The 24,992-nt window shown below is 57.9% G+C and carries 19 protein-coding genes; 8 read left to right on the forward strand and 11 right to left on the reverse strand.

Features of this window, described 5'->3' with window-relative positions; translation table 11 throughout:
- Positions 1–26: 26 nt before the first annotated feature.
- From L9059_RS14760 to L9059_RS14775, 4 genes are all read left to right on the forward strand, one after another.
- A complete protein-coding gene (locus L9059_RS14760; RefSeq protein WP_247291747.1) occupies positions 27–986 on the forward strand; it encodes a cytochrome-c peroxidase in 960 nt (319 codons plus the stop codon).
- The gene (locus L9059_RS14765) at positions 983–2,794 is read left to right on the forward strand and encodes a DAHL domain-containing protein (protein ID WP_247291748.1); all 1,812 of its coding nucleotides are present in this window, start codon (positions 983–985) and stop codon (positions 2,792–2,794) included. The genes L9059_RS14760 and L9059_RS14765 overlap by 4 nt, the downstream gene beginning before the upstream one ends.
- The gene (locus L9059_RS14770; RefSeq protein WP_247291749.1) at positions 2,791–4,155 is read left to right on the forward strand and encodes an ATP-binding protein; all 1,365 of its coding nucleotides are present in this window, start codon (positions 2,791–2,793) and stop codon (positions 4,153–4,155) included. The genes L9059_RS14765 and L9059_RS14770 overlap by 4 nt, the downstream gene beginning before the upstream one ends.
- Before the next feature lie 153 nt (positions 4,156–4,308).
- On the forward strand, positions 4,309–5,928 hold the full coding sequence (locus L9059_RS14775) for an FMN-binding glutamate synthase family protein (protein ID WP_247291750.1): 1,620 nt from the start codon (positions 4,309–4,311) through the stop codon (positions 5,926–5,928).
- Positions 5,929–5,934: 6 nt separating this feature from the next.
- Here L9059_RS14775 and L9059_RS14780 read toward each other — a convergent pair whose 3' ends face one another.
- The 4 genes from L9059_RS14780 to L9059_RS14795 all read right to left on the reverse strand — a co-directional run bounded on the left by L9059_RS14780 (position 5,935) and on the right by L9059_RS14795 (position 10,345).
- Complete coding sequence (locus L9059_RS14780; protein ID WP_247291751.1) at positions 5,935–7,443, reverse strand: glucosyltransferase domain-containing protein; 1,509 nt, start codon at positions 7,441–7,443, stop codon at positions 5,935–5,937.
- 1 nt (position 7,444) lies between these two features.
- A complete protein-coding gene (locus L9059_RS14785; protein WP_247291752.1) occupies positions 7,445–8,386 on the reverse strand; it encodes a glycosyltransferase family 2 protein in 942 nt (313 codons plus the stop codon).
- Positions 8,383–8,757 (reverse strand): GtrA family protein, encoded by a 375-nt coding sequence (locus tag L9059_RS14790; RefSeq protein ID WP_247291753.1) that lies wholly within the window; start codon positions 8,755–8,757, stop codon positions 8,383–8,385. The genes L9059_RS14785 and L9059_RS14790 overlap by 4 nt, the downstream gene beginning before the upstream one ends.
- 166 nt (positions 8,758–8,923) lie before the next feature.
- Positions 8,924–10,345, reverse strand: coding sequence for an amino acid permease (locus L9059_RS14795; RefSeq protein ID WP_247291754.1), 1,422 nt, complete (start codon positions 10,343–10,345; stop codon positions 8,924–8,926).
- Positions 10,346–10,814: 469 nt separating this feature from the next.
- On the opposite strand from L9059_RS14795, the gene L9059_RS14800 reads away from it, so the two are divergent.
- Both L9059_RS14800 and L9059_RS14805 read left to right on the forward strand, forming a co-directional pair.
- Complete coding sequence (locus L9059_RS14800; RefSeq protein ID WP_247291755.1) at positions 10,815–11,273, forward strand: REP-associated tyrosine transposase; 459 nt, start codon at positions 10,815–10,817, stop codon at positions 11,271–11,273.
- Positions 11,274–12,264: 991 nt separating this feature from the next.
- On the forward strand, positions 12,265–15,375 hold the full coding sequence (locus tag L9059_RS14805; RefSeq protein ID WP_247291756.1) for a transglycosylase domain-containing protein: 3,111 nt from the start codon (positions 12,265–12,267) through the stop codon (positions 15,373–15,375).
- Between the two features lie 33 nt (positions 15,376–15,408).
- Here L9059_RS14805 and L9059_RS14810 read toward each other — a convergent pair whose 3' ends face one another.
- From L9059_RS14810 to L9059_RS14835, 6 genes are all read right to left on the reverse strand, one after another.
- On the reverse strand, positions 15,409–16,656 hold the full coding sequence (locus L9059_RS14810; protein ID WP_247291757.1) for a hypothetical protein: 1,248 nt from the start codon (positions 16,654–16,656) through the stop codon (positions 15,409–15,411).
- 108 nt (positions 16,657–16,764) lie between these two features.
- Positions 16,765–17,265 (reverse strand): CS1 type fimbrial major subunit, encoded by a 501-nt coding sequence (locus tag L9059_RS14815; protein ID WP_247291758.1) that lies wholly within the window; start codon positions 17,263–17,265, stop codon positions 16,765–16,767.
- Positions 17,266–17,314: 49 nt separating this feature from the next.
- Positions 17,315–18,055 carry a molecular chaperone gene (locus L9059_RS14820; RefSeq protein WP_247291795.1) on the reverse strand — a complete coding sequence of 247 codons (741 nt, stop codon included), beginning with the start codon at positions 18,053–18,055 and terminating at the stop codon, positions 17,315–17,317.
- A gap of 53 nt (positions 18,056–18,108) precedes the next feature.
- Positions 18,109–19,398, reverse strand: coding sequence for a hypothetical protein (locus L9059_RS14825; protein ID WP_247291759.1), 1,290 nt, complete (start codon positions 19,396–19,398; stop codon positions 18,109–18,111).
- A gap of 3 nt (positions 19,399–19,401) precedes the next feature.
- Positions 19,402–21,921 (reverse strand): TcfC E-set like domain-containing protein, encoded by a 2,520-nt coding sequence (locus L9059_RS14830; protein ID WP_247291760.1) that lies wholly within the window; start codon positions 21,919–21,921, stop codon positions 19,402–19,404.
- A gap of 119 nt (positions 21,922–22,040) precedes the next feature.
- Positions 22,041–22,538 carry a CS1 type fimbrial major subunit gene (locus L9059_RS14835; protein WP_247291761.1) on the reverse strand — a complete coding sequence of 166 codons (498 nt, stop codon included), beginning with the start codon at positions 22,536–22,538 and terminating at the stop codon, positions 22,041–22,043.
- A 465-nt stretch (positions 22,539–23,003) separates the two neighbouring features.
- Between L9059_RS14835 and L9059_RS14840 the strand changes: the two genes are divergently transcribed.
- A complete protein-coding gene (locus L9059_RS14840) occupies positions 23,004–23,579 on the forward strand; it encodes a PadR family transcriptional regulator (RefSeq protein WP_247291762.1) in 576 nt (191 codons plus the stop codon).
- The gene (locus tag L9059_RS14845) at positions 23,576–24,361 is read left to right on the forward strand and encodes a siderophore-interacting protein (protein WP_247291763.1); all 786 of its coding nucleotides are present in this window, start codon (positions 23,576–23,578) and stop codon (positions 24,359–24,361) included. Before L9059_RS14840 ends, L9059_RS14845 begins: the two co-directional genes overlap by 4 nt.
- Here L9059_RS14845 and L9059_RS14850 read toward each other — a convergent pair.
- Positions 24,328–24,990: a Pr6Pr family membrane protein gene (locus L9059_RS14850; protein ID WP_247291764.1), complete on the reverse strand. Its 663-nt coding sequence runs from the start codon at positions 24,988–24,990 to the stop codon at positions 24,328–24,330. The two genes, L9059_RS14845 and L9059_RS14850, sit on opposite strands and share 34 nt — an antisense overlap.
- Between the last annotated feature and the right edge of the window lie 2 nt (positions 24,991–24,992).

Here is a 24,992-nt window from a genome sequence, read left to right on the forward strand (position 1 = left end):
CTGGCCGCGCACTAAGGAACACTCAGATGTCATCCCGCCTTCCATACCTGTTGCTGCTGCCCATGCTCGGGCTGGGCTTGAGCCTTGGCGCAGCGCCCCTGGACGAACCGCTCAAACCACTGCCTCCGCGGCCCCAACAAGATCCACAGCGGGTTGAACTGGGTCGCCAACTGTTCAACGAAACGCGTCTGTCGGTCAACGGCACCCTGTCCTGTGCCAGCTGCCATCACCTGGCCAAAGGCGGCGCCGATGACAAAGCCTTTTCAATCGGATTCGCCGGCGCTCCGGTGCCGCTCAACACCCCCAGCGTGTTCAACGCCAGCCTGAATTTCCGACAGTTCTGGAATGGTCGCGCGGACACTCTGGAAGCCCAAATCCAGGAGGTGGTGCAGAGTCCCAGCGAGATGGGCAGCAACTGGGACCACGTGGTGCAGACCTTGTCCGCCGATGCCGCATACCGGGGCGCATTCGCCGCCGCCTACCCGGATGGCGTGACCATGAACAACGTGCAGAACGCCCTGGCGACCTACGAGCGCACACTGATCAGCAGCCATTCGCGTTTCGACCAGTACCTGTCAGGCAACACCGATATATTGAGTCGCGAGGAGAAATACGGTTATCAACGTTTCAAGTCGTACGGCTGTATCGCCTGTCACCAGGGCGTGAACATCGGCGGCAACATGTTCCAGAAGTTTGGGGTAATGGGCGATTACTTCCAGGTGCGAGGCAAACCACTGGAGTCCGACCTGGGGCGGTATCTGGTAACGGGGGACGAAGAGGATCGCAACGTATTCAAGGTGCCCAGCTTGCGCAACGTGGCAGTCACCGCGCCGTATTTTCACGACAGTTCGGCCAATACTCTCGAAGAGGCGGTGGACGTCATGTTCAAGTTCCAGCTGGGTCGTGTTCCTTCTGCCGAGGACAAAATTCTGATTATCAAATTCCTCGAGACCCTGACCGGTGAGTGGGAAGGTAAACCGTTATGAGATTGTCCTACCGAAGAAACATAGTATTGCTGGGTGCGGTCGCCCTGATGTTGGCCTCGACGCTGCTGTTTCTTTATTTCAAGTCCAACTCGGACCAGACGATCACCTACGCCCAATCTCGAGATTTGATTGGCCGCATCAAACAGCTTAATGCACAGTGGGAAACGGAAGTCCTCAAGGCCAGGATTGCCATCAGCCACAACTACGACCCGCTGGTTTCCCCGCTCACTGAGATCACCGAGCTTTGGCAGCGATTCGATTCGATGGAGTCGAACCATCAGCGCAATGCCTCGGCCACCTGGCTCTCCAGCCATAATGCCTTCCTCGACGCCCTGAAGGAGAAGACCCGTCTGGTCGAACAGTTCAAGTCGCATAATGCCTTGCTGCGCAATTCACTGGCGTTTCTGCCCACGGCCGAGGACGACATCCAGGGGCAACTGGCCGCTCTGGTGGACGGCGATAACCTGCAGGTGCAGAACGTCGCCACCGACACCTATGATCTGCTGCTGAGCGCGATGGAATTCGCCCTGCTCACCTCAAATGACCGGGCCGCCGAGATCCTGTTGGGGCTAAACAAACTGACGGTGAATAAAGCGCGTTTGCCAAGCCGGTTCCAAAGTCCGATCGACATTCTAAGCAGTCATATTTCATTGATCCTGCGTGAACAACCGGTGGTCAACCGGCTGCTGGAACGCATTGAAGCTATTCCCGTGGCACAACGTCTGGACGACATCACCAGCCTGCTCAACTCTGACCAGCAGCGCGCCGATGCGCTAGACCAGCGCTACCACTTCTTCATGCTGGTGTTGTCAGTCCTGCTGGTGATGTTGCTGGTGTACCTGGCGATCCACCTGATGCGCAGCTTCATGGTTATCCAGCGCGTCAACCGGGCGCTTGAAGCCGCCAATGACGACCTTGAACGGCGGGTGGAGGAGCGCACCCGCGAACTGCGTGACACCCAGAGTGAACTGCTCGACACCGCACGCCAGGCCGGAATGGCCGAGATCGCCACCAACGTATTGCACAACGTTGGCAACGTGCTCAACAGCGTGAACATTTCCGCCGATCTGGTCACCCGTAAACTGCGCGTCAGCAAAGCCCTGGGGCTGGCCAAGGCCATGCAACTGGTCAACGATCATCCAGGAGACTTGGGCGCCTTTCTCACCCAGGATCCCAAAGGCAAGTTACTTCCCGGCTACTTGAATCAACTGGTGGGCGCGATTGCCCTGGAGCAGCAAGGCATGAGCGACGAACTGGCGCAGTTGAGCAAAAGTGTCGACCACATCAAGGACATCGTAGCCACGCAGCAATCCTACGCAGGCGCCAACAGCCTGATGGAGCCGCTATACATCAGCGAATTGCTCGAAGACGCACTGCGCATGAACGCCGGCGCCCTGACCCGCCATCAGGTGAAGGTGGTCAAAGAGTACAGTGAGGTGCCACTGGTCATGGGCGACAAACACCGGCTGCTGCTGATCCTGATTAACCTGATCAGCAACGCCAAATACGCCATGTCCGATCTGGGCAATCGTCCGCGGCAAATGACTCTGGGGGTGCAAGTGGTGGACGACACAACGCTGCAGATCAGCGTCAAGGACGATGGCGAAGGCATCGCCGAAGAGAACATGACGCGGATCTTTGCCCACGGTTTCACTACCCGCAAGGAAGGTCATGGCTTCGGCCTGCATAGCTGCGCCTTGGCCGCCATCGAGATGAATGGGCATCTCACCGCCCACAGCGACGGACCTGGCAAAGGCGCGTTGTTCACCTTGCAGATCCCGCTGCACGTCATAAAGGAGCCAGCATGAGCGAGCGTGCCAACCGGCGTATCCTGCTGATCGATGACACGCCTTCCATCCACATGGATTTTCGCAAGATACTCATGCCCGCGCCGGTGCAAACCCTGGAACTGGACGCGATGGAAGCGACGTTATTCGGTAATGCATCGCGTCCGGTCCGCTTGCCGTTCGAGCTGGATTCAGCGTACGGCGGGCAGGAGGGCCTGGGCAAACTAAAGTTGGCGCTGCAGCAACAGCGTCCCTATGCCCTGGCCTTTGTCGATATGCGCATGCCCGAAGGCTGGGACGGCGCGCAAACCATCGAACAGCTGTGGCAGGAAGACCCGCGCCTGCAAGTGGTGGTTTGCACCGCCTACTCCGATTACTCCTGGGATGAACTGCTCGAGCGCCTGCAAGCCCATGACCGGGTGCTGATTCTGAAAAAGCCGTTCGACAATATTGAAGTCCAGCAAATGGCCAACACGCTGTTGGCCAAATGGGCGTTGACGGAGCGGGCCAGCTTGCAGATGAACCATTTGGAGTTGCTGGTGCAGCAGGAAATTGACGAACGCAAACAGCTTGAATCGCAGCTGGTGCAATCGGAAAAACTCGCCTCCCTGGGACAGCTCGCCGCCGGTGTCGCCCACGAAATCAACAACCCCATCGGTTTCATCTCCTCCAATCTGGGTACCCTGGATGGCTATTTCCAGCAACTGCAGGAAATGCTCGATGCCTATCGACAGGCGGAAGTGTCGATCGAGTCCAGGGAATGGGTCGAACGACTGCAGCAGTTGCGCGAACGAGTCGAGCTGGAATTCCTGCGCGATGACATTCCGCTGCTGATCAAGGAATCCAAGGACGGCATTGGCCGAGTCGGCCAGATCGTCAGGGACCTCAAGGATTTCTCTCGAGTGGACTCCAATCAAGAATGGCAGTGGACCAACCTGCAGCAGGGGATCGAGTCGACCCTGAACATCGTCGCCAGCGAACTCAAATACAAGGCTGATGTGCTCAAGGACTATCAGGTGCTGCCGGACATCGAATGCCTGCCTTCGCAAATCAATCAGGTGATCATGAACCTGATCGTCAACGCCTCCCAGGCCATCGGCCCCGAGCGCGGCACCCTCACTTTGCGTACCGGGCACGCAGCGCAATCGGTGTGGATCGAAGTGCAAGACACCGGCTCCGGTATCACGCCACAGAACCTGCAGAAAATATTCGATCCGTTCTTCACCACCAAACCCGTGGGCCAGGGAACGGGGCTGGGGTTATCCCTGTCCTACGGCATCGTGAGGAAGCACCGGGGCGAAATTTCGGTGCGCAGTGAAGTCGGCGTGGGCACGACTTTCCGGGTCGAGTTACCGATTCGCCAGACCAGCCAGGGCGGCTGAAACCCATCTACTATCAGTCGAGGTAGAATCGAGATCCGAGTTGCTCTCGATTTTTTCCTGCGAAGCAGCATGCCGTACAACTTCAGCGACTCGGCAGCTCTAACGATAAGCACATCGCCGCATCACTGTTGAGTCCGAACCCAAGGAAACCGTATGAGCCTGTCCCTCCTGAGCCGCTACGCCTTCTTTGCCGCTTGCGTGATCTTCACCCTCGCCAGCTTGCCCTTCGTGCAGCATGAATGGTTGTGGCCAATCACTGCCATTACCGGCGTCCTGAGCCTGATCGGCCTGTTTGATCTGCTGCAAAGCCCGCATGCCGTGCGCCGCAACTATCCGATACTGGGTAACATCCGCTACCTGGTCGAAGGCATCCGCCCAGAAATCCGCCAGTATCTGCTTGAGTCCGATAGTGACGCCCTGCCCTTCTCCCGGGCGCAGCGCTCACTGGTCTACTCCAGAGCGAAAAATGAAAGCGCGGACAAACCCTTCGGCACCTTGATCGACGTTTATCAGTCGGGCTTCGAATTCATTGGCCACTCCATGCGTCCGGCGCCTTTGAGCGATCCGAGCGGCTTTCGCGTGATCGTCGGCGGCCCGCAATGCACTCAGCCCTACTCCGCATCGGTGTTCAACATTTCGGCCATGAGCTTCGGCTCCCTCAGCGCCAACGCGATTCGCGCGTTGAACCAGGGCGCCAAGCTGGGTAACTTCGCCCATGACACCGGCGAAGGCAGCATCAGCGCCTATCACCGGGAAAACGGCGGCGACCTGACCTGGGAGCTCGGCAGCGGCTACTTCGGCTGTCGCACCGCTGATGGCCGCTTCGACCCGGAACGCTTCGCCAAACAGGCGCAGACGCCACAAGTGCGGATGATCGAAATCAAGATGTCCCAAGGGGCAAAACCCGGCCACGGCGGGATTCTGCCCAAGCATAAAGTCACCAGGGAAATCGCCGAGACCCGTGGCATCATGATGGGTGAGGACTGCATCTCACCGTCGCGCCACAGCGCGTTTTCCACGCCCATCGAAATGATGCATTTCATCCAGCAACTGCGGGAACTGTCCGGAGGCAAACCGGTGGGTTTCAAGTTCTGCCTGGGTCATCCGTGGGAGTTCATGGGCATCGCCAAGGCCATGCTGGAAACCGGCATCCTCCCGGACTTCATCGTCGTCGACGGCAAGGAAGGCGGCACCGGTGCAGCTCCCGTGGAGTTCACCGACCACATCGGCGTACCGATGCGCGAAGGCCTGTTGTTCGTGCACAACACCCTGGTAGGCCTGAACCTGCGCGACAAGATCAAGCTCGGAGCCAGCGGCAAAATCGTCAGTGCGTTCGACATCGCCAGCGTCCTGGCCATCGGCGCCGACTGGGCCAACTCAGCACGGGGCTTCATGTTCGCCATCGGCTGCATCCAGTCGCAAAGCTGCCACACCAATAAATGCCCGACCGGCGTCGCCACCCAGGACCCTCTGCGCCAGCGTGCCCTCGTAGTCCCGGACAAAGCCCAGCGAGTTTTCAACTTCCACCGCAACACCCTCAAGGCCCTGGCGGAAATGCTCGCCGCCGCCGGCCTTGATCACCCCTCGCAACTCTCAGCCAAGCATCTGGTAAGGCGCATGTCGGCCACCGAGATCAAACTGTTCTCGCAGTTGCATGTGTTCCTCAAACCGGGGGAACTGCTGACCGGCGAAGTGAGCGGCGAATTCTACTCACGCATGTGGCAGATGGCGCGGGCGGATAGTTTTGAGCCTGCGCAAACCGATGGGGGCTGAGGCGCTTCACCAGCGCAGCGCCTTGATCGGCTGTGGCTCCTTGATGACGATAAACCCGTAATCTCCTATCAGGTAAATCCGGTAGTACTGGTTGTCCACTAACGCCGGATAGGCCTGGTACCCCACGCGCGTTGCATTGCGCCGTTCCTTCTCGGCGACCACGTTGGTGATTCCGATGCTGGGCAAGTTCTCGGCCAGCATGTAGAAGTCGATGTTGAGCAAGTAACGCAGCACCGGCATCTGCCTGAACGAACCTGCGGCGCCCGTCAGCCAGTGGTCGGAATAGGTCACTGACAGGTAGATACGCTTGGCTTCGCGCAGCGGACGATGGGCATTGATGTCGTGCTCAAGACTCGCCAGCGCATTAGTGGCGAAGGCCTTCTGAACTGTCAGCACCCGGCCGTACGCGTAAGACAGCGACAGCATCGCCAACAGCGGTAACGCCAGCAGCAGCGCCAGGTGCCGGTGCAGCTGCGCCAATGCCAGGTGGCTCAGGTAGAACAGCAGGACCAGCAGCACGGCGAACCCCATCAAGGTTCTGGCGCCTTCGTTGAAATCGCGAAAAAACAACGCCACGCCCGATACGAGCAAAGTCACAAGCGGTAGGGTCAGCAGGCATACCAAGCCAAAGAAAAGGCGTTTCGGTGCACTGTCCGGACGCCTGGAAATCTCGCGCCCCAGCCGCACCGCTCCCGCTATTGCACACAACAGCAGTCCGGCAAACACCCAAGTGAACCCGCCATGAAACAGCAACTGCACCTTTTCCAGCACGCGGACGATATTGATCAGCACTTGCAGCCAGGGATCGGCCTCCAGGTTCAATAACAGGGTACGATTCTGCTGGGTAAACGGATAGGCGGTCACGCTGTAGATCATAGCGCCGAGGACCGCCTGGGCCATTTTCCAGCCGATCAGATCTCGCCATTTCTGCCAAGCCAGCTGGTCATGCGCAGCCCTCAGGACTTCAAGGCAGCACAAACCCAGGAACACATTGAAGCTGACCTGATACAGCCCCAAACCCAGCGCTACAAGACAGGCCGGCACCAGCCATTGCAGGATGCGCGAGGCGTGGCGAAAACTGATCGCGTAAACGACTGCCACCACGCTCAATGCCATGGCCGGGCCGTCATATTGATAAGACAGGTTCTGCAAGAAAAACGGGTTGTACCACAGCGGCAACACCACCAGGCAGTTGGAAACCGAGGGCTCGCGCCAGTAGTGAAACGTCAGGCTGGTCAACGCCGAGGCCATGGCCAGCGAGGCGATCAACAGGGGCAATGGGAAAATGTTGGGGGCGGCGTGGCTGAAGGTCAGTGCGTTGTACATCAACTCGCTGAACAACCGTCCCTGCCCGGCCCACGCCGTACCGCCCGACAGCGAGCGCCAGTTGTCATCGATGTAACGGTAGTCGGCCAGCAACAGCGGCAGGACATACAACAACGTTGCCAGCATGAAAAACCGCCAGACCTGACGCCGCCCCAATTCCCGGGTCAGGGCATCGTGGAACCGGCCCATGCTAAAGACCGCGCCCCTGCCTGGCGCCGACGATGTCCTTGATCACGTAACGCGGTCGGTGCTTGGCTTCGATGTAGATGCGGCCCACATACTCGCCGAGGATGCCGATGCCAATCAACTGTACGCCGCCGAGAAACAGAATAGCGGTCATCAGCGAGGGGTAACCCGGGACGCTATTACCGAAGAAGATCTTGTCCAACACCATGTACACCGCATACAGCACGGCGAATATTGAAATGGCGCCACCGATGTAGGTCCACAGTCGCAACGGCACCGTACTGAACGAGGTCACGCCCTCCAGTGCCAGGTTCCACAGTTTCCAGCCGTTGTATTTACTATTGCCGGCCACCCGCGAGGCGCGCTCGTATTCCACCACCACGGTGTTGAAACCGGCCCAGGACAGGACGCCCTTCATGAACAGCTGATGTTCCGGCAGCGCGCGAATCACGTCGACGACTTTGCGGTCCATCAGCCGGAAATCGCCGACATTTTCTTCGATACGAGTGTAAGCAATGCGATTGAGCAGATGGTAGAAAAGCGTCGCGCTGTGACGCTTCATGTAGCTGTCGGCACTGCGGTCGCGGCGCTTGGCAAGCACTACATCGGCGCCCTTCAACCACTGTTCGATCAACAACGGGATAACGCTGATCGGGTCCTGCAGATCAACGTCCATGGGAATCACCGCATCACCGGTGGCATGTTCGAGGCCGGCGAAGAGCGCAGGCTCCTTGCCGAAGTTACGGGAAAAATTGATCAGCATGACTTGATCGTCAACCTGAGCGAGCGCAGCAGCCCGCTCCGCCGTCCGGTCAGTGCTGCCGTCGTTGATGAACACAATCTCGACCTGCGTCTGGTCGAGCTTCAATTCGTTGCGCACCGCCTGATAAAACAGATCGATCGCCTGCTCTTCATTGAACACTGGGACGATGAGCGAGATTTTCATGGGCGACGCTCGCGAAACACCACGTATTTGGAGAACAGGAACCCCAGCACCAGGCTCAAAGCAGAAAACAGGCAGACTGTGAGCAGGCCATGGAGTCTCCAGACGTCAGCCAAATGGCCGACCCCCAGGCTCAAGGCGCCCATAGTGCCCAGAAACAGAGCGTAGTTGACGACCGACGTTTTGCCGTCGAAGGTAAATTGCGCGTTCATGTAGAAGGAGAAAGAAGCGGCCACGCAGAACGCCACGAGATTGCTGATAGCCTGGCTGAAGTCAGCCGCCACGCTCAGCAAAAAAAAGATCTGCCAATGGATCAGCGTATTCGCGATCCCGATCACCGTATAGCTGGACATTCCTTTCCACAAACGTCTCATGGTGCCCCACCCGTTGCTGACAACCGCCGCCTTCAGTTCATACGGGTTTGAGCTTGTCTACTGTCAGAAATCACAGGTGGAGGTGTGTTTCTGACGAGCGGTAAAGATCGAGATAAAAAAAACCCGGCCATATAAGCCGGGTTCTTTTTACATCCCACGTGACAATTTATGGAGCCGAACGCACCGCACCTTGCGATACGTTGGTCGGCTGCAACTTGAACACGTAGAACAACACCGTCAGCAACACCAGGAAGGCCGGGCCGACATACAGCGCCACGCGGGTGTCCGGGAAATAGGCCATGAGGCCGACCACCAGTACCAGGAACGCCAGCGCCAGGTAGGAGCTGATCGGGAACAGCCACATTTTGTATTTCAAGCCGGCACGTTCGCTGGCGCTCAGGCCTTTGCGGAATTTGAGCTGGGCCAGCAGGATCATCACCCAGGTCCAGATCGCGCCGAATGTGGCAATCGCCGTCACCCAGACGAAGACTTTCTCAGGCACCAGATAGTTGAGCAGCACGCCCAGTAGCAAGGCGCCGATCGACAGCAGCAGTGCGCGACGCGGTACGCCGTTGCTCGAGGTCTTGGCGAAACCGGCCGGGGCCTGGCCATTTTGCGCCAGGCTGTAGAGCATGCGACCGGTGCTAAAGATGCCACCGTTGCAGGACGACAGCGCTGCAGTGATCACTACGAAGTTGATGATGCCGGCGGCGGTCTTGATGCCCAGGCGCTCGAAGGTCATCACGAACGGGCTGCCCTGGGTGCCGATTTCGTTCCACGGGTAGATCGACAGGATCACGAACAGTGCGCCGACGTAGAACAGCAGAATGCGCCAGAACACCGAGCCGATTGCATTCGGAATGGTCTTCTGCGGGTTTTTCGCTTCACCAGCGGTGAGGCCGATCATCTCGACGCCGAGGTAGGCGAACATCACCATCTGCAGGGACATCAATATTCCCTGCACGCCATTGGGCATGAAGCCACCGTGGGCCCAGAGATTGGAAATCCCCAGCGCCACACCGTCGTTGCCGAAACCGAACGCGATAACGCCGATACCGCCGATCACCATGGCAATAATGGTGACGATCTTGATCAGGGCGAACCAGAATTCGAATTCCCCGAAGGCTTTCACTGCGATCAGGTTGATCGAGCCCATGCTGATCAAGGCCGCCAGGGCCCAGATCCAGCGCGGCACCTCGGGGAACCACACGCCCATGTACACCGCCACTGCGGTAATTTCCGCAACGCAGGTCACCAGCCACAGGAACCAGTAGTTCCAGCCAGTAAGAAAGCCCGCCAATGGGCCGAGGTAATCTTGAGCGTAACGGCTGAAGGAGCCCGCCACCGGGTTATGCACAGCCATCTCGCCTAGTGCGCGCATAATCACCAGGATCGCCAGACCGCCGATGATGTAGGAAAGCATGATCGCTGGGCCGGCCATTTCGATGGCCTTGGCCGAACCGAGAAACAGACCGACGCCGATACAGGCACCGAGCGCCATCAAGCGAATATGCCGTTCGCCGAGTTCGCGTTTAAGCGGGCCGCCTTGAGCGGTCTCGCCCTGGGGCAGGTGATTGCCGTCTGGCATGGGGGTACAACCTCGTCTTGTTATTGGATATGACCACCGAGTAGCCAAGCGTGGGCAGGTCGCCATTGCTTGCCTGAAACCAGATCTGCTTCGTGGGCAGAACCGTCTTGTAGGACAAAACCTCCAAGATCAGCGGGGCGTGCAGTATAAAAAGCTTCCGGCAGGTTTTTTCACTCTATAAATCACAACATTCAGCGAGAACTCTCGGCAAAAGCGCGGTTTACGGAGGGGCATTACCTAGATTTCGTAGGAATAATCGCAGCTAAAACGGCGCGGAGTATTGCACAATATTGGTGCGTCGCGATGCCCCTACCTAGGCAGTATTTACCTGATAATGGCTCTAGAGCGGTAGTCCCAGGGCACCGCCATGCCTCCCGGAGGTGTTTCGGAAATTTCCTGCGTCTTTTGCAGATCTTTGTAGGCAGACGCCTGGCTAGGGTGGTGAGACAACTCACGGAGGAGCAATGGAATGCACTCGCACCCCAACTCGCACTTACTTCGCCTTGGACGGTTTTCAGAGCCGGGGCGGGCCTACCTCATCACCGTGGTGGTGCACGAACGGCGACCACTCTTCAAGGATTGGCGTTTGGGCCGGCTGTTGGTGACTGAATTCAGGCGGCTGCATGAAGAGCAGCGGGTTAACTCCCTGGCCTGGGTCATCATGCCGGACCATTTCCACTGGTTGGTGCAACTGGAAGCACACCCCCTGGCGAGACTCATGCAAGTCACCAAATCACGAAGTACGCTGAGCATCAATCGGGCGTTGAACCGTCAGGGCGCCTTCTGGCAAAGCGGCTACCATGACCGGGCGCTGCGCAATGACCAGGATCTGCGCCCCTTCGCACGCTACATCATCGCCAACCCGCTACGGGCCGGGCTGGTAGAGAAAATTGGTGACTACCCACTGTGGGATGCATGCTGGCTGTAAAAATATGGGGACTGTCGGGGGCCGCTTCGCGGCCCAGCGGGAGCAAGCTCCCTCGCCACAGGGGTTGGGCATCACCATAAATCTGCGTCGGTTGGGCATCACCATAATCTGCGTCGGCTGGACATCACCATACATTTGCGTCGGCTGGGTTACCGCGCAGTCTCCAGGTGGCCACCCTCTTCAAATTCACCCCACAACCCGTGGCGAGGGAGCTTGCTCCCGCTGGGCTGCGCAGCCGCGCCAAACCGGCACCCGCCGTTTCCCAGACTGGGCACGGTCATAAAACCCAGGGGGCCGCTTCGCGGCCCAGCGGGAGCAAGCTCCCTCGCCACAGGGGTTGGGCATCACCATAAATCTGCGTCGGTTGGGCATCAACATACATTTGCGTCGGCTGGGCATCACCATACATTTGCGTCGGCTGGGTTGCCGCGCAGTCTCCAGGTGGCCACTCTCTTCAAATCCACCCCACAACCCGTGGCGAGGGAGCTTGCTCCCGCTGGGCTGCGAAGCAGCCCCAAACCGGCACCCGCCGTTTCCCAGACTGGGCACGATCATAAAACCCAGGGGGCCGCTTCGCGGCCCAGCGGGAGCAAGCTCCCTCGCCACAGGGGTTGGGCATCACCATAAATCTGCGTCGGTTGGGCATCACCATAATCTGCGTCGGTTGGGCATCACCATACATTTGCGTCGGCTGGGTTACCGCGCAGTCTCCAGGTGGCCACTCTCTTCAAACCCACCCCACAACCCGTGGCGAGGGAGCTTGCTCCCGCTGGGCTGCAAAGCAGCCCCAAACCGGCACCCGCCGTTTCCCAGACCGGGCACGATCATAAAACCCAGGGGGCCGCTTCGCGGCCCAGCGGGAGCGAGCTCCCTCGCCACAGGGTTGTGTTGGATCCATGACATTTGTGTATTCACAATTTTTTCACCATCGCCAACCACCGACTAAGCTTCAGACAAGTCCGATCAATCTGCGTGAATGGATCAGTCGACTATGGGCGCTTTATGGCAAACCGATTCGAGTAAAACCGTGGTCCAGACTGAAGCTGTGGATGAAGCGCCGTCACCTGAAAAACCCCGTGGCTCCAGACATGGGTGGAAGGCTTTCTGGTTATTGTTGCTGATTATCGTGATAGTCATCGGTTTGGCTGCCACCAAGGAAATTCAAACGTCGAAATTCCAGTCACGCGAAGTCAGCAAGTTTGCCGAGACCCTCCAGTACACGCTGCAACCGGGCCCCAGCGATTCAATCCACTATCCCGGTGCCGGCCCCTTTGACCTGCGACTGGGATACAGCTCGCTGGGTGAGTTTCTCCCGCGCCTGATCAAGCGCGATTACGTGGTCAAATCGCAAACCCGCTTTTCCAAGGCCCTGATGGACTACACCGGCAAGGGTTTTTTTGTGCCTTATGCAGAGAAAATCCAGGCCGGCTTGTCAATAACCGATTGCCGTGCAGAACCGCTTTACCAGTACAAGTACCCGCAACAGCTCTACGCGAGCTTCGAAACCATACCGCCGGTGGTGGTCAGCAGCCTGCTGTTTATCGAAAACCGCTTCCTGCTCGACCCGCGCCAGCCCAAGGCCAATCCTGCGGTGGACTGGCCGCGGTTCGCCATGGCCGCCTGGTCGCAAGTTGCCAAGTTGCTGCACATGCCCGGCCAGTCGGCGGGCGGCAGTACCCTGGCGACTCAGCTGGAGAAATATCGACATTCGCCCGATGGACTGACAGTGTCCGGTACGGAAAAGATCCGGCAGATGATTTCAGCCACCGTGCGCGCCTATCAGGCCGGACCCGACACCTTGGTCGCCCGGCAGAATGTAGTGCGTGATTACCTCAACAGCGTGCCCCTGTCCGCCGTGCCCGGCCATGGCGAAGTACACGGGATGGCTGAGGGATTACGCGTTTGGTACGGAGCCGATTTCAACCAAGCCAACGAACGCTTGGCCAGCGCCCAAACGGACCCGGAAAGCCTCGCAGGGAAAAGCCTGGCCCTGCGCGAAATGTTGTCGCTGATGATCGCCCAGCGCCGCCCTTCCTACTACCTGACCAAAGGCCGTGATGAACTGGCCATCCTCACCGACAGCCACATCCGGTTACTAGCGCAGAACGGCGTGATCGACGCGCAGTTGTCGGCGGCGGCGCTGGCCAGCAAGGTGACCTACCGCGACTGGGCCACGCAGCCCACCATCCAGCCGATAGAAACCAACAAGGGCATCAGCGTCGCCCGCAGCCGCCTCGGTGGCCTGCTCAACCGTCCGCTGTACGATCTCGACCGGTTGGACCTGTCGGCCACCAGCACCCTGCAGGGCGACCTGCAAACCCAGGCTACCGAATACCTCAAGCGTCTGGCAGACCCCGCGTTTGCCGCGCAGATCGGCCTGATGGGCGAACGCCTCCTGACCCCCACCAGCACCGCCCAAGTGCGCTACAGCTTCACCCTGTTCGAACTGACCCCGGATGGTTCGCGGGTGCGAGTCCAGACCGACAGCACCGACCAACCCTTCGACATCAACGAGGGCAGCAAGCTCGAACTGGGCTCAACCGCAAAAATGCGGGTGTTGACGACTTATCTGCAAATCATCGCCGAACTGCATGATAAATATGCCGCCATGACCGTCCCCGAACTGAAGAAAGTCGAGGTTCCTGACCAGGATCGCCTGAGCCGTTGGGCCATCGACTACCTGATCCAGAATAAAGACCGCAACCTGCAAACCATGCTCGGCGCCGCGCTAGACCGCAAATACTCCGCCAGCCCCGGCGAAGCCTTCTTCACCGGCGGCGGATTGCATACTTTCAACAACTTTCGCAAAGAGGACAACGGACGCCTGCCCACCTTGCGCGACGCCCTGCGGGAGTCGATCAACCTGCCCTTCATCCGGCTGATGCGCGACCTGGTGCGCTACAGCACCTATTCCGGCCCGAACAACAGCGCCGAGTTGCTCAAGGACGACCGTGACCCCAGGCGCCAGGAATACCTGGCCAGTTTCGCCGACCGCGAAGGCACTTCGTTCCTGCTGAAGTTCTGGAAAAAGTACAAGAACAAGGACACCCAGGCGCGGCTCGCGACCTTCCTCGACGGCATGCGGCCGACGCCGATTCGCATGGCCGCAGTGCACCGTTACCTGCTGCCGCAAGCCAGTCAGGAAAGCTTCAACAGCTTCGTCCGTTCACACCTCAAAGGCGCCAAGCTGACTGAAAAACTCACCGACGAACGCCTTGAACGGCTCTATGAAAACTATCGTCCTGGCGCCTACGACCTGCCCGACCAGGGGTTTATCGCCAAGGTCCACCCCCTGGACCTGTGGCTGATGGGTTACCTGCTGAACAACCCCGACGCCAAGTTCAGCCAAATCGTCAAAGCCAGCCAGTTCGAACGCCAGGAAGTCTACAGCTGGCTGTTCAAGAGTCGGCACAAAAGCGCGCGCGACAGTCGCATCCGCACCATGCTGGAGATCGAAGCCTTCCTCGACATCCACCAGCGCTGGCAGAAAGTCGGTTATCCGTTCGATCACCTGGTGCCGTCGCTGGCCACCGCCATAGGCAGTTCCGGCGACCGTCCGGCAGCCTTGGCCGAGCTGATCGGCACCCTCCTCAATGACGGCGTGCGCATGCCGACGCTGCGCATCGACAGCCTGCATTTCGCCGCGAACACCCCGTATGAAACCAAGTTGATCAGCGACCCGGACGTCGGCAAACGGGTCATGCCTTCCGAAGTCGCGACCGCCATGCGTGAAGCCTTGTCGCAAGTGGTCGACGCCGGTACCGCCAAACGGGTGGCCGGCAGCTTCACCACAGCCGATGGCAAAGCCTTGGCCATGGGCGGTAAAACCGGGACCGGTGACAACCGTATCGAAGCCATCGGCTCCGGTGGACGGATCCTCAGTTCCAAGTCGATTAACCGTACCGCCACGTTCGTGTTCTACATCGGCGACAGCCACTTCGGCACCCTGACCGCCTTCGTCCCGGGACGTACCGCTGAAGCCTTCAAATTCACGTCGGCGTTGCCAGTGCAAGTGCTCAAGGGCATGGCGCCGATCCTGACGCCGTATCTGCAACCAGGCACCCATACCCAATGCCTGCCGGTGGAGGTGGCACGACGCTGATGACAGGTTGGAACTCGTCATCAGGTTCACTCATCAACCCGCTTCCGAATCCCAGATGACCGTCACGCTGCCCGAGTAGGATCGGCCAATGCCGGGCTTGAGCATTTCGCCGACTTCATCCTGGGCAATCTCGAAGTGCAACGTTCCCGGTTTGCGATCGACATAGAAACTGGGCAGAAACAGCTCGGTTCCGATGCCGTCGCGCCGCAACGGTCGGCGGGTAACCGGCTGCGCGCTGGCGTCCACCAGGCCATTGGGCAGGGTCACGCTGACGTCTAGCGGTACGACATGACCGAAGACCGAATCGCGCACCGAACAACGGTTGCCATCCGTACTGTACTGGCAGTCGAGGTTCATCTTGAAGCGGGTCGACGAAGACACATTGAACGTCTGATCACTAAACAGCCTTGTCGGCTTGCGTCCCTGTGTCAGCCACGCTTGCCAGCCGCCCTGCGGAACCAGTTCGACACGATTGCCACCAGGTGGAATTTCGACCTTGAGCGTGTGTTGAACATCGAGTGTGAAATTGAAAATCAGGTTGTTGTCATTGGGAATCATCGTGTCACCAAAATCGAAGTCCTCGCCAGGGCCGATCCCAAAAACAATCGACCCGGTGTACTGTCCGGTCGACATGCCCAACGGGTTGGGCGTTTTGAGCTCATAGGCATATTCGAAAGTGGTGTATTTCAGCCAGGGAATATCGAGTTGCGCCGTCCTGCTACAGGCACCTGCGCCTTCCGGCACAATCCAAAACCATAAAAGATAGCTGGTAGCGGCGGCTATATAACCGCTAGGAACACAGGGCGCTGGCGCCCCTCCCCAGTTAGCCGCCTGCGGTCCAAAAGCAGTAACCCCTGGCGGCCGGGAGGTATCCCATCGGCCACCAATACCGGCGATACGCATCTGAACCGTTTCAACAGCTCCCGTTTCGCTATGGACTACGGTCAAATCCCTCCATGCCGACGGAACTTTGAACATTGCACCTTCACGCTCACTCTCATGTCCGGCTGGAATGGAGCGATTGGATTCAAACGTAATGTCCAAAGTCCGAATGCTGAATATATTCAGGGCCTCGCACCGTTGCGGTATATGCCCGGGGCAGATTCCACTTTGTGGCGTTGTATTTTCGAAAATGTTTTTCTGAGGATTCGAAGAATCAGGCCTGAATACGGCCGTTATTTCCTGCACAGCAGCGGTTGCCAATGGCGTAACAGAGTTGCTCAGCAACCCCACAATCAACATCCGCTTTGCTGAAGCTTTAGTGCAATTGAACCAGCTCATATGTTTAATCCATTTTCACTCACAAACAGAAACTCCTGCCCCTGCGATTAACCAAGGGTAGTCGGCACAACCCAACATCTTTGCTGTACTAAACACCTGTTGCTTGACCTACGTCTCTGGCAACACCGCATTGAACATCATGTTGACGCTACCAAAGTAATTGCCGGGTTTATAAGCACCGTCGAGTGGCGGCACGGGTACTATTTCCAACAACACGCGTTTACCCAAAGCCGCGTCATCCAGGGAGACCACCTCGCTGGGTTCCAGTTCATTTAGCACCCGGCCGTTAAACATGACCCGTAGAGCGATATCATCGGCAGCGATACCATTGGACAGATACGGCCGACCTTCAAGTCGTGCTTCAATTGGACCCGCTTCATTCTTGACGTCGAAAGACTTGCGCAAGCTGCCCAATGTTGACGTCACCAGATTCCAGGGCAGTCTCTGCTCGCGATGAATCCAGTCCGGGTCTGCAGGAAGCACATAGAACGCCAGGGTTGGAACGGTGACCGACACCTCGAACCTATGTTTTTCTATCGCTGCAAACGCGCTGGCGCTTGCCAACACGACGCCTGCCAGTGAAAGCACGATGGTCAGTTTCTTGAACATTTTCATCACCTGTTACTTCAAAGCCAATCGCCAGGATGCGGTGGCGTCGTTATCCCTTCACTTCCAGTTTTTTAATGACTTCACCTTCGACCAGCGTGAAACGGTATTCACGGCCGGCCTGCTTTTCGAACTGGAAAGTCCGGCCGGACAGAATGTGATGCTTGGTGGTGGGCTGGCAGTCCTGCTCGTTTTTCACTGAACAGTTCTTGAACTCATCGATCACCACCACGGTGTTGCCGTTGTTGCGGATCTGATAGTGACCCGCAGCGTTATCAATCACGCTTTCGTAGCGCGTTTCTTTGGGCCGCACGAAAAACACGGTGCCGTAACCGGCCAACACGTTAACCCCGGCCGACAGGCCTTTTTTGTAGTCTTCGCGTTCTTCGGCCGAGACGGCGAATTCATCTTCTTTCTCCGGCACGACGGGCACAAACCGCACACGGAAGTAGCGCTCCTTCTCCCGCTCGCCCATGTACAACAACCGCGTGCCCTGCATACCGCTGGCCGGCACGATCAGCCGCGCGGGGCTGGCCATCAAGCCATCACGGGCGCTGGCGTCGGCCTGCGCCTGGAGTGGGATTTCCCGCGAAGTGCCATCAATGTCATAGATGATCTCGAGAATATTGACCTTGACGAAGGCGGTGCTGTCGCCACCGTTGAACACCCGTTTCAGGTAGGTGCTTTTATTGCCATCCAGGTAGTCGTAGACCACCCCCACATTGATACTTGGACCGGCATGAACCGCGTGAGAAAACAGATAAAACCCAAACAGTGCCAACAGACGCTTCATCATTAAAACCCTCATTCATTAAAAGGCACCCGGCGCGACCGCCAACGTGTTAACTAAACTTCCGAATCCCAAATAACGGTGATATCGCCAGAATAGTGACGACTGTCTCGCGCCAACATCGCTTCCACAGCCCCTTTACTCACTTCGAAGTGCAAGGTTCCGGGCTTGCGATCAACGTAAAGAGCGGGTTCGAAGTTTTCCGTCCCGACACCGTCTACCCGCAATCGGCGCCGGCTCACCGATTGCCGTTCTGCGTCGCTTAAACCACTGGGCAAACTCACCGAGACATCCACCGGCACTTGATTATTTTTATCGTCCTGTAACGCGCAGGTACTGTTGGCCGCGTAATGCTCGCACTCCAGGCTCATCTTGAATGGCGTAGAGGTCCAGATATTGAAGGTTTGATCACGGAACAATCGCGTAGGCTTGCGACCTTGATTCAGCCACGACTGCCAGCCACCTTGTGGCAGCAGGACGACGGTGTTGCCACCCGGGGGGATCTCGACCTTGAATATATGATCAACCTTCAGAGTGAAGTTAAAGACCAGTTCACTATCACTGGGCACCATAACGTCCCCCAAGTCCAAGTCCATCATCGGGCCGACGCCATAGCGCACTCTTCCGGTGTAAATACCCGCCTTCATTTTCAGTGGACTGGGTGTCACAAGCTCATACATGAAGTCCAGCTTTGAATAAGCGAAGCTGGAAATATCGAAAGCCGCTGTTTTTCCACATGTTTGCCCCTCCGGAACATTCCAGTAGAAGCTACCCCAAGTGCTCTCATAATAATTCACATTGATTGCCGCGGTACAAGGACGAGGTGCGTAGTACCATTGGCCAGAAGTGTAATTTGTCTCGGTCCCTCCCCATAACAGTCCATGCGCCTTTGAAAAAGTCACCTCAGGCCTTCCAATCAACTCCCTCACAGAGGGGCTCAGAAGATAGTTGCCGCCTATACTCACGACACGGAACTGGACGATTGCTGATTCGATACCGTCCTCATGGAATACTTCCAGATCACGCCACTGCGCTGGAATCTGAAACATTGGCCCCTGACGCAGCGCATGATTAGCCAGAATGGGATCTTTAGATTCGGCAGTAATATTACTTTGAATACTAAATATTTTTCTTAAATTACAAAAATACGGCTGTATCGCGCAGAACCCACTAGGCGGCGTGGTATTTTTGAAACTGTTAAATCCTGGATTTGAAGGATCAGGTACGAACTCTGCACTAATCTCCATCACATCCGCCACGACAACCATGGGTGCCAACAGACCCGACAACAAGGCACACACCGCACTTATGGTAAATACTCGTTTAATCCCATCCAAGCCATTCATAGTTTAACCCGCGCTCTCGGCTTTATAAGTTACATCCGCCAACGTATCCGGCGTACACCGCAAATCCCCAATCATCAACACATCGTTCTCACGGCGCGCACCACTCGGGTCCAGGCGGAACTGGCACAGCAACTGATCGCCATACCGCACTTCCAGGGTCGGCGAGCCGGCCTTCATTTCCATCGAGAAGAACCCGTCCACTTCGCTGACCCCACGGCTGGCGTGGTTGATGATGTGATGGCCCTTGAGCGGCTTGCCCTGGGGGTCGATCAAACGGCCGAGCACGGTGAGGGTTTTGCTGATGGTGATCTTGCGGTAATCCACGCCGCCCTTGTTCAGGTGATAGCGGGTGCGCGCCGGTTGAATGGTCGCCGCTGGCGGGTGGTTGCCCTCGAAGTCGAAGCTCACCGAACTGCTCTTGTAGGCGGTGATCGGGATGAAATTGCGCCCTGGCCGCAGGCTGGCGCTGCCGCCGCTCAAGTCGTCGGCGCGCAGGGCGATTTCATCGAGGTCGGATTCGACGTCGATGATCATCCCGGCACCACTGCCTTGATGCTGGCTGGTCATGACGACCTGCTGGCCACCCACGGCGACGGTGCTGTCCAGGTTCAGGCCGCCGGTGAGGTTACCGTTGAAGGAAGAACGCTGGAGAAAGGCGTCGCCGTTGACTGCCTCATTCCCGAAGTAAGTGGTGCCGGACAGGCCGACGCCGTAGGTGTCGGTGATCGCGGTGGCCGACACGCTTTGCAGCACATGGCCCTGCAGGTCTTTGCGGTAGCTGAGCGAGGCATTGTTGTCGCGGGCACCGTCGCGGGAGGTGCGCGAACCGATGCTGCCGGACCACTGCTCACCCGGGCCGCCCAGGGCCAGGCTAACGCTCAGGTCAACCCCGCGATTACGGGCGTCGCCACTGCTGAAGGTGCCGGGACGGTCAAACACCGAGAAGCGCCAGTTGGCGTCGCTGCCGAACAGATTGCCGCGCTGGGTCCAACCCAGATCGAGGCCCACGCCTTCGCTATTGCCATCGCTGTGGGAGATCCGGGCATTGATCGAGCTTTTGCTGCTGACGCGATGATTCACCGACAACGACGAGTTGCTGGTCTGGCCGACAAACACATTGCGCTGGCGCACCCGGGTGCCGTCGGGCAGGGTTTCGTAGGTCTTGGTGGTGTCCAGCCAACTGCGGTTATGGGTGGCGAATACACTGCCGGAACCGTAGTTGTACATGGCTTGCAGATCGAGACCGGTGCCGTGGTTTTCGGTCTGATAGACGTTGGCATAGAGGCTGGTGTTATTGGCCAGCGTCCAGTCGATCGACGAGCCATATTGCAGTGTGTCGCGAACCTGACGACCCGAGACCCCGAGAATGACCCGTGGATGCAACAGGTAGTTGAAAGCGGCGCCGGCGGTCATGTCGCCGTAAGCCTGCTCATCCCAGTTACTCAACAACTTGCTTTCCTGCCCGGCGAACAGGTTGTAGCGCCAGCGATCATCGGGGTTGCGCCAGTTGCTCGGCTTGTACACCAGCTCTTGAGTGGTGGAGGTGATTTGACCGTCTTCGATCAAGCGCACTTCCACTTCGTAGATACCGCCGGGCAAAGACCGGGTATCGAGGGTTTGCAGGCCTGCATCGACCGGCTGCGTGTTGATCAGCAAGCCATTGCGAAAAACCTCCACCGACGCCTGGCGGTTGGCGGTGACATAGATCGGGTAAACACTGGGTTTCGGGCTATTGATCGCCAGGCTGTCGGAGCTGCCGTACATCAGGCCCAACGCCGTGTCGGGGCTGGCGCCGAACGAACGCGGCTGACGGCTCAAACCTTCGGAGTTGGGAGTGAAATAACCCAGGCGCAGAAAGTTGCCTTGCAGCTCGCGCTGGCTGTAGAACTCGTGGACCGCGTGATAGAGCTTGTCATCCGGGCCGCCCAAACGGGCCAGTTGCATGTTCAAGCTCTGGGTCCAGTTACCCAGGCTGCTGCTGGCTTCCAGGCCATAACGCCCGCCCAGGTCCTGGTCCTGCCCACCGTTCAGGTTGAGCTGGTTGCGCACGATCAAGCCGCTGCTGCCGCCTTCGGGTTGGTCGTAGTAACGCTTGGTTTCGACGTCGCGCTCGGCATTCTCCGTGAGAATCGATACCAGGGAGTTTTCGAGGTTGTAATGGATGGCCAGCATCTGCTCCGGGCAACTGCCTTCGCAGGCGCCAAGTGCCACACTTTTTTGTAAGTAAGCAGCCCATATTTCACGCTCGCTGGCGGAAATATTACTGTCGCTGACATCGGCGAATTCAAGCAGGGTGATGCGATCATCGCGCGATAATACGATCATCGCCTCCCCCAGAAACTGTTGATCACGTTCCACCCGAACCGCCAATGGCACCTCGAAGAAATGCTCTTCGAACTCGGACGGCAAACCTTTGGCTTGAACGAGCAAACTACGCGGTGTGGTGCCCGCAGCAGGCGCGGCGAGTGCACTGGCGCATAAAAAAAAGGCAAGTGCAGCCGCGATGGGAGTCATCGGGAACATGAACGAAATACTCTAATGGCGAACGATCAAGTCGGTAAAAGTCCGGTCGACAGGCGGGGAAGAACTGTCGACCGGATAAGTCTGCCTCGTGAGATTGACGCTCTCAGGCATTCAGAACATCAAGGAGTTGGCACAGCATCAAAGACCATGGTGACTGCACCGGTGTACTCGCCCGGCTTATAGCCAGTGCCTGGCTTCGTCGGCGCAATGACCAGATCGACACGCTTGCCTGGAGTGGACTCAACCTCGCCGACGACTTCCTCAGTGGTCGTATGAGTCAGCGCTTTACCATTGAATGTCACCGTCAAGGGGACCTTATCCGCCTCTACACCGTTGGACAGGAACGCTTCACTTTCAAGGCTGGCGGCAATCGAGCCATTGGTATTTTTGGTGTCGAATTGCGCACGCAAAGTGCTCAGTTCATCGGAAATCGGGTTGTAGGTCAGTACCTGATCTTTAACGATCAGATCGGGATCCACTGGCAGTACGTGGAAGACCTTGGTGGGAACCGATGCAACCAGATTAATGGAGTGACGCGCTTCGCCTGCAGCGAAAGCCATGGAAGAACTCAGTGCCAGAACAGCCATTGGAGCAGCGATTGCAAACTTCTTGAACATTGTTAAATACCTGTAGTTTTCAAAGGAATGATCCGTGGAAATTTGGGTCTTCCTGCCATCGACAATGGCAATTTGCCCCAACTTTCGACGGGATGAATGATCCACCAATTCCCTAAGAAAGTAAGTACGTAACTTCCGATAACCATGTAGTAAAAGTGCATCACAACCCGCAGGAAAAATACGGGGAAAACAACATTTAACTTGTTTTACCGTCAGAACAATACTACACACAGTTTTAACTAAAAAAGCACACAGTGATAAAGCCCTTTATTTCCGGGAGTTTCATAACTTATATATAAATCTTGATCGCATAATTAGACTAATAACTCTAAATTACAACAGGCATTTTTCGATGTGCCTGGCAATTTCCTACAAGACGAAGGCCTTGACCGCTGGTCCGTTCCCCTTGCGTCTGGCATAAGATATATCTTACGTTGTATCTAAACACGACGAGAGAAGACGCCGATGAGAGACCATCATGCCCCCCACCGCGACCACGGCGACGGCCGTGACGGCTTCGAAAAACGCCCTGGCCGGGAACGCGGCGGCCGCGGCCCACGGGTATTTGCCCCGGGCGACCTTAAATTGCTGCTGCTCGCATTGATCGCCGAACAGCCCTGCCACGGCTATGACCTGATCCGCCAAATTGAAGGCATGTTCGACGGCGCCTACAGCCCCAGCCCTGGGGTGATCTACCCGACCCTGACCTTCCTGGAAGAGAGCGAGATGATCCAGGGCGACGCTGAAGGCGGGAAAAAACGCTACAGCGTGACCGACGCCGGACGTCTGTCCTTGAGTGAGCAAGCGATTGCGCTTGAAGGCGTACGCACACGCATTGATGTGAGCAAACGCTCGCTGCGCGGCCATGATCGTCCGCCGGAAATCCACGAAGCGGTGCACAACTTGCGCCACGCTTTGCAGCTGCACCACGGGCGCTGGAGCGCGCTAGAGATCCAGCGAGTCAGTGCGCTGCTCAACGACACCGCCAAAGCCATCGTCGACGGCCCTGCCGTTCAACCCGTACAGGAGAAAACCGAATGACCGCAGTTGATACCCAAACGATTCACCGCGTGATGCACGAAATCAAACGTCGCCGCCTGGAAGTCCTGCGCGTGGTGGACCTGACCCCGAGGATGCGTCGCATCACTGTGGGAGGGCCCCAATTGGCCGGTTTTGTCAGCCTCGGCGCCGACGACCACGTCAAGCTGCTGTTCCCGCAGAACGCTGCAGAACAAGCCGCCATGGAAAACCTGGTGCTCGGCGCCGGCAAGGACAACGGCCCGATGCCGGCCATGCGCGACTACACCCCACGCCGCTACGACCTTGATGCCCTCGAACTGGACATCGACTTCGTCCTGCACGGCGACGGCCCTGCTTCGACTTGGGCCGAACAGGCCAAGCCAGGGCAATTCCTGCACATTGGCGGGCCACGGGGTTCGATGATCGTGCCGGACATCTTCGACAGCTACCTGTTGATCGGCGACGAAACCGCCCTGCCGGCCATTGCCCGGCGCCTGGAAGGCCTGGCGCCGAATCGGCGGGCACTGGTGGTGATCGAAGTGGAGAACGGTGCCGAGCAGCAACGGCTGGAAAGTCCAGCCCAAGTCGACGTGATCTGGGTGTTGCGCGAGGGCGGTCAGGATCACCTGTTGACGACCGTGAAACAATTGACCATACCCGGCGGCAGTCTTTATGCGTGGGTGGCAACAGAGTCCAAAATGTCACGACAGATCCGCCGGGTATTGCTGGACGAGCACGGCCTGGACGAGAAATTTGTCAAGGCGGTCGGCTACTGGCGTCTGGATGACAGCGACGAGGAATGACGCCAGCGGTCCAGGCCGATCACCACCAGGGAAATCAACACAAACCCCACCAGTAAACCGGCCGCATTGAGAAACACCTGTGGATAACCCAGCTTGTCCACGTCAATGAACGGATAGGGATACACCGCCAGCTCATGCCCGCGAAGCAGCGAGTAGGCGAAATACAGCAGGGGGTAAATCACCCAGAGGCCAATGTGTCGCAGGCGCAATGTGCCTTTGGGTACACACCACCACCAATAGCCCAGAAATAACACGGGCATGACGTCGTGCAGCAACTCATCGGCCAGAAACTGCCAGCCTTCGGGATGCCATAAGTGGCGCAGCAGTGCGCTGTAGGTCAGGCCCACCACCGCAATGCTCACTGCCACCGCGCTGGCCACCCACGGCTGCAGGAACCAGCGCCGCATGGCCGATGGCCGGGAAGTCCACTCGCAGGTCAGCACGGTCGCCACCAGGGTGTTGCTCAGCACCGTGAAGAAGCTGAAGAAACTCATCAGCCCGCCCAGCAGACTGGCTTCAATGCTCCAGCGTGAGTACAGAATCAGATACAGCTGAATGCTCAGCCCTGCCCACCCAAGGAGGGCGGCAACGGCGACGAAACAACGCCGAGTGGCACACGGGTTGACCATGC

This window comes from Pseudomonas violetae, assembly GCF_023072615.1.
In the GTDB taxonomy this organism is placed as follows: Bacteria; Pseudomonadota; Gammaproteobacteria; order Pseudomonadales; family Pseudomonadaceae; genus Aquipseudomonas; species Aquipseudomonas violetae.

What these genes read in the sequence shown, in the direction of transcription:
- L9059_RS14760 (WP_247291747.1), top strand. Translation starts at nt 27, where the DNA reads ATGTCATCCCGCCTTCCATACCTGTTGCTGCTGCCCATGCTCGGGCTG.
- L9059_RS14765 (WP_247291748.1), top strand. Translation starts at nt 983, where the DNA reads ATGAGATTGTCCTACCGAAGAAACATAGTATTGCTGGGTGCGGTCGCC.
- L9059_RS14770 (WP_247291749.1), top strand. Translation starts at nt 2,791, where the DNA reads ATGAGCGAGCGTGCCAACCGGCGTATCCTGCTGATCGATGACACGCCT.
- L9059_RS14775 (WP_247291750.1), top strand. Translation starts at nt 4,309, where the DNA reads ATGAGCCTGTCCCTCCTGAGCCGCTACGCCTTCTTTGCCGCTTGCGTG.
- L9059_RS14780 (WP_247291751.1), bottom strand. Translation starts at nt 7,443, where the DNA reads ATGGGCCGGTTCCACGATGCCCTGACCCGGGAATTGGGGCGGCGTCAG.
- L9059_RS14785 (WP_247291752.1), bottom strand. Translation starts at nt 8,386, where the DNA reads ATGAAAATCTCGCTCATCGTCCCAGTGTTCAATGAAGAGCAGGCGATC.
- L9059_RS14790 (WP_247291753.1), bottom strand. Translation starts at nt 8,757, where the DNA reads ATGAGACGTTTGTGGAAAGGAATGTCCAGCTATACGGTGATCGGGATC.
- L9059_RS14795 (WP_247291754.1), bottom strand. Translation starts at nt 10,345, where the DNA reads ATGCCAGACGGCAATCACCTGCCCCAGGGCGAGACCGCTCAAGGCGGC.
- L9059_RS14800 (WP_247291755.1), top strand. Translation starts at nt 10,815, where the DNA reads ATGCACTCGCACCCCAACTCGCACTTACTTCGCCTTGGACGGTTTTCA.
- L9059_RS14805 (WP_247291756.1), top strand. Translation starts at nt 12,265, where the DNA reads ATGGGCGCTTTATGGCAAACCGATTCGAGTAAAACCGTGGTCCAGACT.
- L9059_RS14810 (WP_247291757.1), bottom strand. Translation starts at nt 16,656, where the DNA reads ATGAGCTGGTTCAATTGCACTAAAGCTTCAGCAAAGCGGATGTTGATT.
- L9059_RS14815 (WP_247291758.1), bottom strand. Translation starts at nt 17,265, where the DNA reads ATGTTCAAGAAACTGACCATCGTGCTTTCACTGGCAGGCGTCGTGTTG.
- L9059_RS14820 (WP_247291795.1), bottom strand. Translation starts at nt 18,055, where the DNA reads ATGAAGCGTCTGTTGGCACTGTTTGGGTTTTATCTGTTTTCTCACGCG.
- L9059_RS14825 (WP_247291759.1), bottom strand. Translation starts at nt 19,398, where the DNA reads ATGAATGGCTTGGATGGGATTAAACGAGTATTTACCATAAGTGCGGTG.
- L9059_RS14830 (WP_247291760.1), bottom strand. Translation starts at nt 21,921, where the DNA reads ATGTTCCCGATGACTCCCATCGCGGCTGCACTTGCCTTTTTTTTATGC.
- L9059_RS14835 (WP_247291761.1), bottom strand. Translation starts at nt 22,538, where the DNA reads ATGTTCAAGAAGTTTGCAATCGCTGCTCCAATGGCTGTTCTGGCACTG.
- L9059_RS14840 (WP_247291762.1), top strand. Translation starts at nt 23,004, where the DNA reads ATGAGAGACCATCATGCCCCCCACCGCGACCACGGCGACGGCCGTGAC.
- L9059_RS14845 (WP_247291763.1), top strand. Translation starts at nt 23,576, where the DNA reads ATGACCGCAGTTGATACCCAAACGATTCACCGCGTGATGCACGAAATC.
- L9059_RS14850 (WP_247291764.1), bottom strand. Translation starts at nt 24,990, where the DNA reads ATGGTCAACCCGTGTGCCACTCGGCGTTGTTTCGTCGCCGTTGCCGCC.